Raw genomic sequence first — 16,613 nt, forward strand, 5'->3', positions numbered from 1 at the left:
TATCGTTAATAATAATATATTAAAATAAGTATTTAAACATTAAAAATACATTTTTTGTCGAAAAAAATTATTTTTTATTAAAAAAGCATATAACCTTTTAAGGTTAACTTTGAATGATATATTTCTAAAAATATTTTTTTAAGAGGTTTATAGTGTCTGATACTATATTAGTAGAATTAGTTTATGTTCTTCCTAAACAATATTGTCATTTTCACCTTGAATTAAAAAATCATAGTACAGTAAAAGAAGTGATTGAAAAATCAGGAATATTAAAATTACATAAAGATATAGATTTACGCATAAATAAAATAGGTATTTACGGAACATTAGTCAATTTAGAAGACATAGTAAGCAAAGGTGATAGAATAGAAATTTACCGTTTACTGTCATTAAGTCCTATGGAATTGCGTCGTCAAAAAGCGAAAAGACTAAAAATCAAAAATTAGTCTAATTAAAAATTTTATTATTTAGATTTTTTATTGTAATTCAAATACTTTTATGATTAAAAATCAAGAATGAAAAATTTTTAATTCATTTACCGTTGTTGTTTGAGTACAAATACCAAGTTTTATTTTCGCATGAAAATTTTATTATAAGGTGTTATAAGCCATATGGATGATTTATTTTCTTGCAATTCCAAAATGGATTTTTAAGTATATAACCAATATTTAAGCAAGTACCTTGATTTATTGTAGGAAGAATAATTTTTTTATTCAACATGCAACATACCTTGAAGAATAAAAACAATTAAACATGATACAAAAGAAATAGTGTCTTATTAATCATAAATATAGTTGCATATTAATTCAGACCCTATAATATAGTTGATATATTATAATATGATAACAATCAAAAACTTTTTTATACTAATGATCTATTATTTCAATAATCATCATTTTGAAATTGTCTATATTCAGAAGTAACATAGAAATAATATTCTGTATAACTTATTTTCTATAATGTTAACAGATAAACATTTATCATTAAAAAAATTTTTTTGCCCAACCTAATTTAGAATTTAATGTATTGAAATAACAATAATTATTTGGATGAATCAAACTGAGATTGTTTTGACTCCGGCGAATTATTATATCTTCACCTTCTTTGATTGAAAGTACAATTTGACTATCTAAACTAATTTTGATATTATTATGACGATTATTACATCTACATCTCAATCTAATAATACTATTACTATTAATTACTAACGGACGAATAGATAGAGTATGTGGAAACATGGGTACTAATGAAATTGCATCTAAAGAAGGTGTTAAAATAGGACCTCCAGCGGAAAGAGAATAAGCGGTAGAACCTGTTGGTGTAGAAATAATTAATCCGTCTGATCTTTGAGAAAAGGCGAAAATATCATCAATGTAAACTTCAAATTCAATCATATGAGCTATTATGCCAGAATGTAAAACTATTTCGTTCATAGCTAAACCTACATATTTATGATAACTTTTTCTTTTTATTTCAGATTCTAATAAAAACCGATTTTCTGTAATATATTTTCCTTGTAACACTTGATCCAATTGAAATTGAGCATTATTTGGATCAAGATCAGTTAAAAATCCAAGATTACCTCTATTGATTCCTATTACTTTAATATCATATTTAGATAAAATACGAGCTGCACCTAACATGTTACCATCACCGCCTACTACAATAGCTAAATCTGCTTCATGACCAATTTCAGGTAAAGTTATATCAATTTTCATGTTGTTTAATTCAATTGCTTGAGCAATTTTATTTTCAACAATAACATTGTAACCTTTTTCAGTTAACCATGCCCATAACATTTTATAAGTGGAAACAAGATTAGGAGGACTTTTATGAAAATCTATATACCCCACAATACCTATACAATTAAAGTGCCTTCGCATATATTAAATAATCCTCAATAACTTAAATTAAATACAATATTATAAGTTCTATTGAAACACTTGAACCAAGTTCTATAATAACCTAACTGTTAAAATGAATTTATGACAATATGGAAAAAAAATGAAGAATAAAAAACAAAATATAAAAAACAATATTTCATTAAATAAAGATGAACTAATAGCTGAATTAGAAAAATCAGCTGAATTAGAAAAATCAGCTGAATTAGAAAAATCAGCTGAATTAGAAAAATCAGCTGAATTAGAAAAATCAGCTGAATTAGAAAAATCAGCTGAATTAGAAAAATCAGCTGAATTAGAAAAATCAGCTGAATTAGAAAAATTAACTGAAGAGTCAAAATTAAAATGTCATATTTCAATTCTTGAAGGTAAATTAATCAAATATCAAGCTAATATTCGTGATTTGAAATTACGGAATCAAGCTGAAATAGAAAATATTCGTCGTCGAAATGAATTAGAAATGGAAAAAGTTCACAAGTTTGCATTAGAAAAATTTACTATTGAATTATTGCCAGTAATTGATAGTCTTGAACGTGCTTTAGATTTGACTTATAAAGAAACCAATCAGTCAAAACCAATGATCGAAGGTATTGAATTAACTTTAAAATCATTATTGAATGTAATGCATAAATTCGGAATACAGATAATAGATCAAATAAACATCCCTTTTAACCCAACTATACATCAAGCAATGTCAGTGACAGAATCACAGCATATTGCTCCAAATCATATTGTATCCATCATGCAACGGGGATATATGCTAAATAATCGTTTATTGCGTCCAGCTATGGTTATAGTAACAAAAATACAATAACAATTTAATTAAAAACTTTTTTTATCACAACCGATTTTAAATATGGTTGTGATAAATATGCTTGTTATAAACTATATAATTTAGGTGTCCAGTCAATAGGTTGTTTACCAAAATCAATTAACAACTTATTAGCTTTAGAAAAATGTTTACATCCAAAAAAACCTAGATGTGCGGATCTTGGAGATGGATGTGATGATTGTAATATATAATGACGTTGGTTATTTATTATATAAGCTTTATTTTGTGCATGTACACCCCATAGTAAAAAAATTATTCCGTTGCAATGTTGATTAATAATATTAATTACTTTATCAGTGAACTTTTCCCAACCAAGTTTTGCATGAGAATATATCTTACCTGATTCTACAGTTAAAACAGTATTTAAAAGCATTACCCCCTGTTTTGCCCAGCTTTCAAGAAAGCCATGATTTGGGTATTTAAAATCATGAATATCTTGTAGTAATTCTTTATAAATATTTTTTAATGAAGGTGGAATTTTAGCATTAGGTAATACAGAAAATGCTAATCCATGAGCTTGATTAGGTCTACAGTAAGGATCTTGACCTATAATGACAACTTTTATATCTTTTAATTCAGTTAGACGAAAAGCATTAAATATATTTTTCTGTTCTGGATATATTTCTATACCAGCTAGACGTTTTTTTCTAAGCGATGTTAAAATTTTAATGAAATAAGATTTCTTTTTTTCTTCTGCTAGTACATGATGCCATGTTAGCAAATTACTCATATTTGCATTACCTACTGTAATGTTAAAAATTTTTATGATGATAGTAAAATAAGTTCTATTTGATATAATTACTTGGTATTAAAATTGTTGGAAAAGCATTAGGTAATAAATCAGGATAATCATCAATAAAATGTAACCCTCTGCTTTCTTTTCTATTTATAGCTGAGTTTATTATTAATTCAGCAACTTGAACTAAATTCCTAATTTCTAACATTTGACGAGATAAATGTGTATTAACATATTGATTATTTATTTTCTTTTTTAAGATATTAATTTCATGTTTTGCATATTTAAGAGATTTAGTAGTACGGACTATACCAACATGATCCCACATATATTTTTTTATACTATTTAAATCATTTTTAATATCGCGCTCACTAAAAAAATGATTTGCATAATGTGTTTTCTTGAAAGAAGGCAATAAATCTATCAAATTTATGTTAGGTAACATCTGAAATAAATTTTTTGCTATAGACCAACTATAAACTAAACATTCTAATAAAGAATTTGAAGCCATACGATTTGCACCATGAAGACCAGTATAACTTACTTCACCAACTGCATATAAACAATTTATATCAGTACGTCCTGATTTATCAACTATTACTCCACCACAAGTATAATGTGCAGCTGGTACTACAGGAATAATATCTTTCGTCAAATCAAATCCAAATTTAAGTAATTTATTATAAATTACTGGAAAATGATCATGAATAAATTTTGGTGATTTATGAGTAATATCTAAATAAACACAATCAATGTTATTATGTTTAATTTCATAGTCAATAGCTCTTGATACAATATCTCTAGGTGCTAATTCAGCTCTTTCATGAACATCTAACATAAAGCGAGATTTATTAGGACGTAACAATAAAGCACCTTCGCCGCGTAAGGCTTCAGTTAGCAAAAAATTACTTTGTCCCTTGGGATAGAATAAGCAAGTAGGATGGAATTGATTAAATTCTAAATTAGCTACACGACAACCAATACGCCAAGCCATCGCAATACCATCTCCAGATACTACGTCAGGATTAGTAGTATATCTATATACTCTTGATGCTCCTCCTGTGGCTAAAACAATTACCTTCGCTGAACAAGTTTCAACTTGTTTTTTATTACAATTCCATAACCAAGCTCCTATGACACGACGTGGAATATATACATTGTTATTATCTGAAGTAATTAAATCCATTGCTATAATATTTTCAGCAACATCAATATTATTGTTTATTAAAACTTTATTTACTAAATTATTTTGAATTTCACGTCCCGTACAATCGGCATTATGTAAAATACGTCTATAACTATGTCCACCTTCTCTAGTAAGATGATAATTTATTTTCCCCTTACTACATGATTTAATATCAAAAGATATACCATTACTAACTAACCAATTGATACATTGACGTGCATTATTAATGATAAATGAAACTACTTCATGGTCACATAAACCATTTCCAGCAATTAAAGTATCTTTTATATGCGAATCAATACTATCTTTTTCATCAAATACTGCAGCTATACCTCCTTGAGCATATAAAGTTGCACTTTCATTGATTTTTGATTTTGTTGCAATCATGATTTTATATTTACTTGACAAATGTAAGGCCAGTGACAGACCGGCTATACCACTGCCTATAATTAAAACATCGTATTGGTAATCAGATTTTGAATATTTTTTCATTGTTTTTGATGACAAGTAATAGACTTATTTAAGTATAAGTGTTAATTTGATAAAATAAATTACTTTATAATGCATTATAATATTTAATGCTTATAATACTTAATACTTTTATTTAATAAAAATTTTTATTTAGCTAGATTCAATCTTAGGTATAACTTAATATTGAATTGTATTTCCGAATCATTTTTGACCATGAAAAATAATATTTTAACTCTATATTATTAATATATAATATAAAACACTAATTGCTTTTAGTGTTGATTAAAAATTAATTCTTATGTTATTTATAAAATAACCGACTATTAATAGAAAATATTTTTAATATATAATTAATAAATTGTAAATTTTATAATTTACTTAAAAATATTATTTTTAGTTTTCTAAAACACTATTAGCAAAAACCAATATAATGAAACAAATAAGAAATTTTTCCATTATTGCACATATTGATCATGGAAAATCTACATTGTCTGATCGTTTTATTCAGATCTGTGGTGGTCTAACAGATCGAGAAATGTCCGAACAAGTTCTTGATTCTATGGATCTAGAACGTGAACGTGGCATTACAATTAAAGCTCAAAGCGTAACTCTTAATTATAAAGCATGTGATAATAAATATTATCAGCTTAATTTTATTGATACTCCAGGACATGTTGATTTTTCTTATGAAGTTTCTCGTTCTCTCTCAGCTTGTGAAGGTGCGTTATTAGTTGTAGATGCTGTTCAGGGAGTACAAGTACAGACTCTTGCTAATTGCTACACGGCTATAGATATGAATTTAATAGTTTTACCAGTTTTAAATAAAGTTGATTTATTATCAGCTGATCCTGATCGTGTAGCTAAAGAAATTGAAGAGATAATTGGTCTTGATGCAACTAAAGCAGTACGTTGTTCAGCTAAGACAGGATTTGGTGTTAATGAAATTCTAGAAAATTTAGTTTTAAAAATCCCATATCCAATAGGAAATCCTGACGCTCCTTTACAAGCATTAATAATTGATTCATGGTTTGATAAATATCGCGGAACAATACTTTTAATACGGGTTAAAAATGGTTCCCTATCTAAAGGAGATAAAATCAAGATGCTCAGTAATAATCGTGTATGTTACGCTGATAAACTTGGTGTTTTTACTCCAAAAAGAGTTGAACGCAGTCAATTAAGATGTGGTGAAGTAGGTTGGGTAGCATGTAGCATTAAAGAAATTATTAATGGTTTAGTAGGAGATACAGTAACTAAAGCACATAGACCAACTGATCAGGCATTACCAAGCTTTAAGAAAGTTAAACCGCAAGTTTATGCTGGTTTGTTTCCTACAAAACCGGATTATTATGAATTATTTCGTGACGCACTTAAAAAATTAAGTTTAAATGACGCATCTCTATTTTACGAACCAGAAAGATCAAATGTGTTAGGATTTGGTTTTAGATGCGGTTTTTTAGGTATGTTACATATGGAAATTATTAAAGAACGTCTAGAAAGGGAATATAAACTCGATTTAATTACTACATCACCAAATGTTGCATATGAAGTAAAAATTTCTAATGGTGATGTCATCTATATTGATAATCCATCAAAATTACCGCCAATAAACAAAATTAAAGAATTACGAGAACCTATTGTTACTTGTAATATTTTATTACCAAAACAGTATCTAGGTAAAGTTATTACATTATGTGTACAAAAAAGAGGTGTACAAACTGAAATAATATATCATGGTAATCAAGTGTCACTTACTTATGAAATACCAATGTCAGAAGTAATTTTAAATTTATTTGATAAACTGAAATCTATATCTAGTGGTTACGCTTCTTTAGATTATAATTTTAAATGTTTTCAAGCATCTAATATGGTAAGAGTTGATATTTTGATCAACTCTGAAAGAGTTGATGCTCTAACACTAATTACTCATCAAGATGATGCTTCAATAATGGGGAAAAATTTAATTGAAACATTGAAAAACATTATTCCGCGTCAGCAATTTGATATTATACTTCAAGCAGCTATAGGAAATCATATAATAGCACGTACGAATATTAGACAATTAAGAAAAAACGTTTTAGCCAAATGTTATGGTGGTGATATTAGTCGTAAAAAGAAACTCATACAAAAACAAAAAGAAGGAAAAAAAAAGATGAAATTAATTGGTAATGTTGCAGTACCTCAGGAAGCTTTTATAGCAATCTTAAACATTGGCAAAAATATAAAATAATAATTGAGGATATATAAAACATGATTAACAATTTTTCTGTAATTCTATTAATTTTAACATTATTTACTGGTATTTTTTGGGTTATCAATTACTTTCAATGGATACCTAAAAATGATGTTATAGATCAAAAATCTTTTATAAATTTGCACAATATTACTGGATATATAGGATCAATATTTCCGACAATAATGATTGTATTTATTTTTCGTTCTTTTTTATATGAACCATTTCACATACCTTCAGGCTCTATGATGCCTACTTTACTAACTGGAGATTTTATCCTAGTAAAAAAATTTGCGTATGGAATCAAAAATCCAATTAATCAAACTACATTAATTAAATATGAAAAACCAAAACGTGGTGATATTGCAGTATTTAAATATCCAGATAATCCAAGCATAAATTATATCAAACGGATTGTTGGCATACCAGGAGATAATATAACATACAATATTAATAGTAAAACTCTTAAAATAAAACCAGAATGTAATGACAAAAAAAATTGTAATGATTTATTACAAATTACCTACACTAATATTGAACCGAGTAATTTCGTTCAAATGCTTAATGGCAATATTAATGTGTTTCAAGAAATACCTAAAGATACAAAAGATACAAACAAAGATAAAGATAATGGTTTTCGCTTGAATATGCGTCAAGAAACTATTGGGACAATTAGTCACGATATATTACTGACAAATGAAAAACCTAGTCAAGTTGACTTATACTATCAACAAAATAATCAATCAAAGTCAAGTTGGGTAGTCCCTGAAGGTCAATATTTCGTAATGGGTGATAATCGTGATAACAGCTCAGATAGTAGATATTGGGGCTTTGTTCCTGAAGATAATTTCATTGGTAAAGCTGTTTTTGTTTGGATGAGCTTTGAAAAACAAGAAGGAATGTGGCCAACTGGAATTAGATTTCATCGCATTGGTACCATTAAATAGTACATTATTTGGATAATCAACATTATGGATAATAAATCTTATATACTATACAAGAGGTTATATAAAACAAATATAAAGCACATTAAATACTGAATTTTATTTTTATGTTAAAATTTATAAATGTAAAAAATTGGAATCACATGAACCATTTTTTGATAAATAAACTTCAAAATAAACTTGGCTATACTTTTATACATTTAGAACTTTTAAAACAAGCTTTAACACACCGTAGTGCAAATAGTAAACATAATGAACGTCTTGAATTTCTGGGTGATTCTATCCTTAATTACGTAATTGCAAATGTACTGTATCATAAATTTCCATGTATAAATGAAGGTGATATGAGCCGTATGCGAGCTACTTTAGTAAGGGGGAATACTTTAGCTGCAATGGCTCGTAAATTTGATCTTGGTGCATGCTTACGTCTCGGGACAGGGGAATTAAAAAGTGGTGGATTTCGTCGTGAATCTATCCTTGCTGATACAATAGAAGCTATTATAGGTGGTATTTTTCTTGATAGTAATATTCATACAATAGAAAAATTAATTTTGAACTGGTATCAAACTCAATTAAATGAAATAAGTCCAGGAGATAAACAAAAAGATCATAAAACCCGTTTACAAGAATATTTACAAAGTCGTCACTTACCTCTTCCTACTTACTTGATGGTTATGGTACGTGGTGAAGCTCATGATCAGGAATTTACAGTTCATTGTCAAGTCAGCGGAATAAATGAGCCAATTGTAGGTATAGGTTTTAGTCGTCGCAAAGCAGAACAAGCTGCAGCTAAGCAAGCCTTAATTATATTAGGAATTAAATGAATCGATATCTTTCTTATTGTGGTTTTGTATCAATTATTGGCAGATCTAATGTTGGAAAATCTACATTAATGAATAAATTATTAGGAGAAAAAATATCAATAACTTCACATAAATCTCAAACTACTCGTGAATATATTACTGGTATATACACCGAAGATAATTATCAGATTATTTATTTAGATACTCCTGGTGTGAACTTTGAAAAAAATCAATCATCAATAAATAACAAAAAAAATAATTTTATGAATAGCAGTATTGATAATGTCAGTTTAATCATTTTAGTAATTGATGGAATAAATTGGACTACTGATGATGAGATAATAATAGATAAATTATATATGAAAAAATCTCCAGTAATTTTAGCTATAAATAAATTAGATAAAATTAAAAATAAAGATGTTTTATTACCATTTATAAAATTCTTAAGTGATAAAAAAATTTTTCTTGAAATTATTCCTATATCGGCTAAAACTGGTAAAAATGTAAATTATATTGTAGATATTGCAAAAAAAAAGCTACCATATAATAATCATTATTATTCCAAGGAATGTGTAACTACTTGTTCTGAACGTTTTATAGCATCAGAAATTATTAGAGAGAAGTTAATGCGTTTTCTTGGTAATGAGTTACCTTACGAATCTGTTGTTGAGATTGCAAATTTCGTTAGCGACAAAAAAAATAGTTATAAAATTAATGGGATAATTTTAGTTAAACATAATAGTCAAAAAAAAATAATAATAGGTCAAAAAGGTAATAAAATTAAAACTATAAGCAAAAATGCTCGTATGGATATGGAAAAAATGTTTAAAATTAAAGTACATCTTTACCTATGGGTAAAAATTTATCCTTATTTTTATAAAGAATGAGCTTATATTAAAATTGAGTTTTAAAATTTTTATATTCTGTTTTAAAATATTAATTATTAGTATAAAATAATTTACAGATTTGATACCATTAAATAATATAATTAAGCTACATAAAAAGAAAATAAAAAATATTTATAAGTGTTTATGAAATAAATATTTTATTTATAATCTATTTTACACTATCATATAACCACTTATAAATTGTATTTTCTTAATAAATATAAATGATGGAAATAACTGTTAAATGTTATTGAAAAAATAAAATAGGTGATTATGGCAAACTTGCTGTTAGGTGTTAATATTGATCACGTAGGTACTATAAGAAACATACGTGGTACTAGTTATCCTGATCCTTTATTAGCTGCCTTGATTGCTGAACAATCAGGTGCGGATAGTATTACTGTTCATTTACGTAAAGATCGTCGTCATATTACAGATCGTGATGTTAAAATAATCAATAAAACGATACAAACTCACATGAATCTCGAAATGGCAATTAACAAAGATATGATTGATTTCGCTTGTAAAGTTAAGCCTTATTCCTGTTGTTTAGTACCTGAAAACAATCAAGAACTTACTACTGAAGGAGGATTAGATGTATACAATCTTCAAGATGATGTTAATAAGGCAGTTAAATTATTGAGCGAATCAGGTATAGTAGTTTCACTATTTATTGATGCAAATCAAATTCAAATTGAAGCTGCATTAACTAGTCAAGCACAGTACATTGAAATTCATACAGGCATATATTCTAAATTAACAGAAAGTTTATTACGTGATCAAGAACTAGACCGTATTAATCAGGCTGTAATATTTGCTGCAAGTCATGGATTAAAAATAAATGCTGGACATGGTTTGAATTATCATAATGTTATACCAATCGCATCAATACCTGAAATATGTGAATTAAACATAGGTCATTCTATTATTAGTTATTCTTTAATTCATGGTTTAGAAAATGCAGTTAAAGATATGAAACAGTTATTAAGAGAAGCACATAGATAATGGCTATTTTAGGTATAGGAACCGATATTGTTGAAATTGAACGTATTATTAAAATAATAAATCGTTTCGGTAATTGCTTAGCGAACCGTATTTTAACTAAACTTGAAAGCAAACAATATCAATTAAATAAACAACCCGCTAGATTTTTAGCTAAACGTTTAGCGGCTAAAGAGGCTGCAGCAAAGGCTTTAGGAACTGGTATAAGAGATGGTTTAGCTTTTAATCAGTTTGAAGTTTTTAATGATTCACTGGGTAAACCCAAATTAATCTTTTTTCAAAATGTAAATAAATTAGCAAACAGATTAGGGGTGAAAAATATACATATTGCTTTAACTGACGAACGTTACTATGCTTGTGCTACCGTTATTATAGAAAATTAGTTAATTATTTAAAATAATTAATTTTTGTACCAATTAGGATAATTTTGATTTGATTAAAGATATAAAACAACGTCGTATAGTATTTTTTGACTTAGATGGCACCTTGCATAAACAAGATATATTCAGTAGTTTTATATTTTATTTAATCTTGCGCCATCCATTGAATATATTATTATTAATAATGTCATTACCGATAGTAGGTCTTGGATTAATAATAACAGGATTTACATCTCGTTGGCCAGTTAGTTTATTATTATGGTCTATAACTTTTTGTAGAGATGAAAAATCATTATTACATTTAGAACAAGAATTTACAGCAAAGTTTAAATCACATATAAAAATATTTCCAGTAGTTCAAAAAAAGTTAATAAATTATCTTATTAATCAAAATACAGAAGTTTGGATCATTACAGGTTCTCCCCAATCCTTGGTTGAACAGATTTATCGTGATTATTCTTTTTTTAAAAGAATAAATTTAATAGCTAGTAAAATGGAACGTAAATGGGGAGGAAGAATTTTAAAAATGCGTTGTATTGGATATGAAAAAGTCATTCAGTTAGAGAAAAGAATTGGAATACCATTAAAACTTTATAGTGGATACAGTGACAATAAAAAAGATGATCATTTACTATTTTTTTGTCAACATCGTTGGAGGGTTACTTCTTCTGGTACACTGAAAAAGTTAAAATAAAATATATTTTCTTAAGGAACATAAGGTTTTGAATCAACTACAAGACGAATATTGGATGAGATATGCAATTGACATGGCAAATATAGCATTGACAGCAGGGGAAGTGCCAGTTGGTGCGGTTTTAGTCAAACATACTAATATTATTGGAAAAGGTTGGAATAGCTCAATTAGTAAAAATGATCCAAGTGCTCATGCTGAAATTATAGCAATACGTGAAGGAGGTAATACTTTAAAAAATTATCGTTTGTTAAATACTACTTTATATGTAACTTTAGAGCCATGCATGATGTGTCTAGGAGCAATGATACATAGTCGTCTTCATAGGTTAGTATACGGTATACACGATATAAAAACTGGTGCAGTAAAATCAGTAATGAATATTTCAAATTATTCTTGGGTCAATCATAAAATAAAAACGACTGATGGTATATTATCTAGAGAATGTGTTTCATTATTAAATACTTTTTTCACAGATGTTCGTGCAAAAAAAAATTACAATTAAACACATAATACAAAAAAATTATATTTTTAATAGTAACTTATATAAAATTTTAATGTATTTTTATTAGTTATTATATTTTTAATAAACAGATTAAATCTTAATAAATAGATTAAATCTATAATATAACTATGATATAGAGATTTAATGATGCTTGAAATTTTTCGTGGTATTTCCGTTTTGTCAGATATTCGAAAAAAAAAATTAATAGCTAATCTTAGCAATTGTAATTTAATAATAGACGATATTTATGCTGAGTATATTTACTTTGTGTATACAAAAGTAGCATTAGATATAGATACAAAAAATCGTTTACAATTTTTAATTCAATACAAACATTGTTCTAACATACCAAAAGGACGTATGTTACTGGTAACGCCTCGTCCTGGTACAATTTCACCATGGTCTTCAAAAGCTACAGATATTGCTCATAATTGCAATTTTTCTCAGATAATTCGTTTAGAACGAGGTGTAGCGTTTTATATTAACGCTTGTAATTTAAGCCATTTACAATGGCATGCAATATCTACAATATTACATGATAAAACTACAGAAAAAACATATAATACATTTTTACAAGCTAGAAATTTATTTGCTAAATATTCTGTTAAACCTTTAAAAATTATTGATTTAATAAATAAAGGTCGTGATGCATTAGTTAAAGCAAATCAAAAATTAGGCTTAGCACAAACAGAACAAGATATTGATTATTTATTCAATGAATTCATTAAATTAGGACGTAATCCAACTGATGTTGAAATTTACATGTTTGCTCAGATTAATTCGGAACATTGTCGACATAAAATATTTAACGCTAACTGGATTATAGATGGAAAAAAACAAAAAAAATCTTTATTTGAAATGATAAAAAACACTTTAATAAAGACTCCAGATTATATCTTATCAGCATATCATGACAATGCTTCAGTTATGGAAGGTCCCAGAGTAAGTTATTTATTTCCTGAAAATAAAAATAGAGAATATAAATATCATATAGAAAGATTAAATGTCATAATGAAAGTCGAAACACATAATCACCCAACTGCTATTGCTCCTTGGCCGGGAGCGGCAACTGGATCTGGTGGAGAAATTCGTGATGCAGGATCAACTGGGCGTGGTTCGCAACCAAAAGCAGGTTTAACAGGTTTCTCTGTTTCTAATTTGTTTATTCCTGGCTTTGAACAACCTTGGGAAATACATTTTGGTAAACCAGATAATATATCTGACGCAAAGGGTATCATAATAAATGCTCCATTAGGCAGTGCTTCATTTAATAATGAATTTGGTCGTCCAACATTAAACGGCTATTTTCGTACTTATGAAGACAAAGTTGATAGCTATAATGGAAAAGAATATCGTGGTTACCATAAACCTATTATGCTAACTGGTGGAATAGGAAATATTAGAGACCAAAATATACAAAAAGAAAAAATTACAGTAGGTGCTAAAATATTGATATTAGGTGGTCCAGCAATGAATATTGGTTTGGGAGGAGGTACAGCTTCTTCTATAAATTTTGGAAAATCTAATATTGATTTAGATTTAGCCTCGGTACAACGTGAAAATCCAGAAATGGAACGTCGTTGTCAAGAAGTTATTAATTGTTGTTTACGATTAGGAAATAAAAATCCAATAGTATTTATTCATGATGTTGGTGCTGGAGGGCTATCTAATGCTATCCCAGAATTAATTAATTTTAGTAACTATGGTGGATGTTTTAATATTCGTGATATATTAAGCGATGAACCAAGCATGAGTCCTCTGGAATTATGGTGTAATGAATCTCAAGAAAGATATGTAATCGCAATAGAACCCGAAAATATAGTAAAGTTCGATTTAATTTGTAAACGTGAAAAAGCACCTTATGCAATAATTGGCGAAATTACCAACAATAGAAATATTACATTAATTGACAGTCAATTTAATAATAAACCTATTGATATGCCTATTGATATATTAATAGGAAAAATTCCGAAAATTACAATTAATACTAAAACAAAAAAAATAAAAGGTAAAAATTTACAACTTGATAACATTACACTAGATGATGCAATAAAACGCATATTACATTTACCTGCAGTAGCAGAAAAAACATTTTTAATATCTATTTGTGATCGCAGCGTAACTGGTATGGTATCTAGAGATCAAATGATTGGGCCATGGCAAATTCCTGTTTCTGACTGTGCTGTAGTTACCGCTAGTTTTGATAGTTATTATGGTGAAGCTTATGCTTTGGGTGAACGTCCTATTGTTTCTTTGTTAGATTGTATTGCTTCTAGCCGTTTAGCTTTAGGTGAAGCTTTGACTAATATAGCAGCAACGAATATTGGTTCTTTAGAAAGAGTAAAGCTTTCTGCTAATTGGATGTCTGCATCAGGACATCCAGGAGAAGATAGTGGTTTATATCAAGCAGTAAAAGCTATTAGTGAAGAATTATGTCCCATGTTAGGTTTAACTATTCCAGTTGGTAAAGATTCTATGTCTATGAAAACCACTTGGTATAAAAATAACAAAAAGCATGAGATGATATCTCCTATGTCTTTAATTATTACTGCATTTGCTTGTGTAAAAGATGTTCGTCTTACTGTTACTCCTCAAATAAAATCTAATGTTGATAATATGTTAATATTAATTGATTTAGGCAAACATCATAATGCTTTAGGTGCAACATCATTATCTCAAGTATATCGTCAATTGGGTAAAGAAACTGCTGATATAAGAGATGTGAAACAATTAAAAAACTTTTTTATTGCTATACAAAAATTAGTACTGCACAATAAATTAATAGCTTATCATGATAGATCAGATGGTGGTTTAATAGTTACATTAGCAGAAATGGCATTTGCAGGTCATTGTGGTATTGAGATTGATATTTCTTTATTAGGTAAGGATCACTTAGCTATATTATTTAACGAAGAATTGGGAGCAGTAATTCAGATTAACAAATCCGATTATAATGCAGTTAATCAAATCTTTGCTGAAAGCGATCTTTTAGATTGCAGTTATGTTATTGGTCAAGCAAAAGACAATAATTCGTTTGTAATTTGTGCAGGTAATAAAGGAACAATTTATAAAGAAAATTGTTTTGTTCTACGTGCATGGTGGGCAGAAACAACTTGGCAAATACAACGTCTTCGTGATAACCAAGTATGTGCTGATCAAGAACATGAAGTGAAGAAAAGTAATAACAATCCAGGATTAAATGTAAAATTAACATTTCAACTAAAAAATTTTGCACCTAGTTTAATCTCTAAACATCCTAAAGTTGCTATATTACGTGAACAGGGTATTCATTCATATCTTGAAATGGCAGCAGCTTTTAAGCGTGCTGGTTTTATTGCTATTGACGTACATATGACTGATTTGATTTCAGAACGTTGCAATTTAAAAGAATTTCAAATTCTGGTAGCTTGTGGTGGATTTTCATACGGTGACGTTTTAGGGGCAGGTCAAGGATGGGCAAAATCAATATTATTGAATTCACGTATTTATGATGAATTCGCGAATTTTTTTCATTCAGATCAAACCTTGACTTTAGGAGTATGTAACGGATGTCAAATGTTATCTAATCTAAAAACAATTATTCCTGGAAGTGATTTATGGCCTAATTTTATACAAAATAAGTCAGAAAGATTTGAATCACGTTTTGTTCTTGTTCAAGTCAGTAATAGCCCCTCTTTGTTATTAGAAGATATGGAAGGTTCTCATATTCCTATTGTTGTATCACATGGTGAAGGTTGCGTAAATATTACTACTGATCAATGTATAGCATTGGAAAGTAAACATCTTGTTGCATTAAGATTCGTTGATAATTATGGTAAAATTACGGAAACATATCCTGCTAACCCTAATGGTTCTTTAAAAGGCATTACAGCAGTAACTAATGAAAATGGACGTGTCACTATAATGATGCCACACCCTGAAAGGGTATTCCGGACTGTTAATAATTCTTGGCATCCATCACATTGGAATGAAGATAGTCCTTGGATGCAAATTTTTTATAATGCAAGAAAACAATTTTTATAATTGTTACATAAAATTGTAT

Annotated in this window: 14 protein-coding genes; 11 read left to right on the forward strand and 3 right to left on the reverse strand. The window is 28.1% G+C overall.

Annotation, left to right across the window (positions count from 1 at the left end):
• The first annotated feature begins 152 nt into the window (after positions 1–152).
• Positions 153–446: an RnfH family protein gene (locus CRV10_RS00235; RefSeq protein WP_199733830.1), complete on the forward strand. Its 294-nt coding sequence runs from the start codon at positions 153–155 to the stop codon at positions 444–446.
• Positions 447–983: 537 nt separating this feature from the next.
• Here CRV10_RS00235 and nadK read toward each other — a convergent pair.
• Positions 984–1,883: an NAD(+) kinase gene (nadK, locus tag CRV10_RS00240; RefSeq protein ID WP_136129824.1), complete on the reverse strand. Its 900-nt coding sequence runs from the start codon at positions 1,881–1,883 to the stop codon at positions 984–986.
• A gap of 121 nt (positions 1,884–2,004) precedes the next feature.
• Between nadK and grpE the strand changes: the two genes are divergently transcribed.
• Positions 2,005–2,715: a nucleotide exchange factor GrpE gene (gene grpE / locus CRV10_RS00245; RefSeq protein WP_136129825.1), complete on the forward strand. Its 711-nt coding sequence runs from the start codon at positions 2,005–2,007 to the stop codon at positions 2,713–2,715.
• Between the two features lie 64 nt (positions 2,716–2,779).
• Here the strand turns inward: grpE and ung are convergent, their stop codons facing one another.
• Together ung and nadB are read right to left on the reverse strand one after the other, a co-directional pair.
• The gene (gene ung / locus CRV10_RS00250) at positions 2,780–3,463 is read right to left on the reverse strand and encodes a uracil-DNA glycosylase (RefSeq protein ID WP_136129826.1); all 684 of its coding nucleotides are present in this window, start codon (positions 3,461–3,463) and stop codon (positions 2,780–2,782) included.
• Positions 3,464–3,518: 55 nt separating this feature from the next.
• Positions 3,519–5,147 (reverse strand): L-aspartate oxidase, encoded by a 1,629-nt coding sequence (gene nadB, locus CRV10_RS00255; RefSeq protein WP_136129827.1) that lies wholly within the window; start codon positions 5,145–5,147, stop codon positions 3,519–3,521.
• 409 nt (positions 5,148–5,556) lie between these two features.
• Between nadB and lepA the strand changes: the two genes are divergently transcribed.
• The 9 genes from lepA (at position 5,557) to purL (ending at position 16,594) form a co-directional block, all read left to right on the forward strand.
• On the forward strand, positions 5,557–7,356 hold the full coding sequence (gene lepA / locus CRV10_RS00260) for a translation elongation factor 4 (protein WP_136129828.1): 1,800 nt from the start codon (positions 5,557–5,559) through the stop codon (positions 7,354–7,356).
• Positions 7,357–7,376: 20 nt separating this feature from the next.
• Positions 7,377–8,306 carry a signal peptidase I gene (gene lepB, locus CRV10_RS00265; protein ID WP_136129829.1) on the forward strand — a complete coding sequence of 310 codons (930 nt, stop codon included), beginning with the start codon at positions 7,377–7,379 and terminating at the stop codon, positions 8,304–8,306.
• A 140-nt stretch (positions 8,307–8,446) separates the two neighbouring features.
• Complete coding sequence (gene rnc, locus CRV10_RS00270) at positions 8,447–9,127, forward strand: ribonuclease III (RefSeq protein WP_136129830.1); 681 nt, start codon at positions 8,447–8,449, stop codon at positions 9,125–9,127.
• Positions 9,124–9,993, forward strand: a complete 870-nt coding sequence (gene era, locus CRV10_RS00275; protein WP_136129831.1) for a GTPase Era — start codon at positions 9,124–9,126, stop codon at positions 9,991–9,993. The genes rnc and era overlap by 4 nt, the downstream gene beginning before the upstream one ends.
• Before the next feature lie 273 nt (positions 9,994–10,266).
• Complete coding sequence (gene pdxJ, locus CRV10_RS00280) at positions 10,267–10,998, forward strand: pyridoxine 5'-phosphate synthase (RefSeq protein ID WP_136129832.1); 732 nt, start codon at positions 10,267–10,269, stop codon at positions 10,996–10,998.
• On the forward strand, positions 10,998–11,378 hold the full coding sequence (gene acpS, locus CRV10_RS00285; RefSeq protein WP_136129833.1) for a holo-ACP synthase: 381 nt from the start codon (positions 10,998–11,000) through the stop codon (positions 11,376–11,378). Before pdxJ ends, acpS begins: the two co-directional genes overlap by 1 nt.
• Before the next feature lie 49 nt (positions 11,379–11,427).
• The gene (yfhb, locus tag CRV10_RS00290; RefSeq protein ID WP_136129834.1) at positions 11,428–12,069 is read left to right on the forward strand and encodes a phosphatidylglycerophosphatase C; all 642 of its coding nucleotides are present in this window, start codon (positions 11,428–11,430) and stop codon (positions 12,067–12,069) included.
• Between the two features lie 28 nt (positions 12,070–12,097).
• Positions 12,098–12,571: a tRNA adenosine(34) deaminase TadA gene (tadA, locus tag CRV10_RS00295; protein WP_136129835.1), complete on the forward strand. Its 474-nt coding sequence runs from the start codon at positions 12,098–12,100 to the stop codon at positions 12,569–12,571.
• Between the two features lie 147 nt (positions 12,572–12,718).
• Positions 12,719–16,594: a phosphoribosylformylglycinamidine synthase gene (gene purL, locus CRV10_RS00300; RefSeq protein WP_136130090.1), complete on the forward strand. Its 3,876-nt coding sequence runs from the start codon at positions 12,719–12,721 to the stop codon at positions 16,592–16,594.
• Positions 16,595–16,613: the final 19 nt, after the last annotated feature.

The organism is Candidatus Pantoea edessiphila (genome assembly GCF_002933355.1).
In the GTDB taxonomy this organism is placed as follows: Bacteria; Pseudomonadota; Gammaproteobacteria; order Enterobacterales; family Enterobacteriaceae; genus Pantoea_C; species Pantoea_C edessiphila.